The 598-nt window shown below is 27.3% G+C and carries 1 rRNA gene; it reads right to left on the reverse strand.

Going from position 1 to position 598, the window contains the following annotated elements:
- Positions 1-47: 47 nt before the first annotated feature.
- Positions 48-598, reverse strand: a 23S ribosomal RNA gene (locus IE038_RS25690); the annotation flags it as partial.

Raw genomic sequence — 598 nt, forward strand, 5'->3', positions numbered from 1 at the left:
TAATTAATTTCTCAGAATTAATTTTTTTGTTACAGTAATTCATTATCTTATCAATATAATATAATGAATTATAAAATTTTCATTAGATGTTCCACTACCATAATTAATTATATTATCAATATAATATAATTAATTATATATAAGAACGGTAATATTATTAGATCCGTATATTGTCCAATATGATTATATTTTTATTTGTTCGACTAGTGCATTGTTACATGTTCATTAAAGGATAGTTATTGTCAAACCCACCAACTAGTAGTATAATATAATAATATTGTTTATTTCACTGGTAATATATTTTGGAACCTTACTTAATATCCAGGGCTGTTTCCCTTTTGACTATATACCTTATCACATATAGTCTGACTCCTATTATATTATTATTATTCCCTTCCGAGGTCTAGTATCATTGATAGGATCATTATAATCCCCCAATATAGATACAAACTGTATCTTTGGATACTCTCTCCGTATCTTTCGATACTTCAAGCTGTAACCAAAGATCGTAAGATCTTTGGATACTAGGAGCTGTACTGATATAATAACTATGATAGGGCTATACTTTAATATATTTCGTGGAAAACCAGCTATCTGC

This window comes from Pseudomonas laurentiana, assembly GCF_014648275.1.
In the GTDB taxonomy this organism is placed as follows: domain Bacteria; phylum Pseudomonadota; class Gammaproteobacteria; order Pseudomonadales; family Pseudomonadaceae; genus Aquipseudomonas; species Aquipseudomonas laurentiana.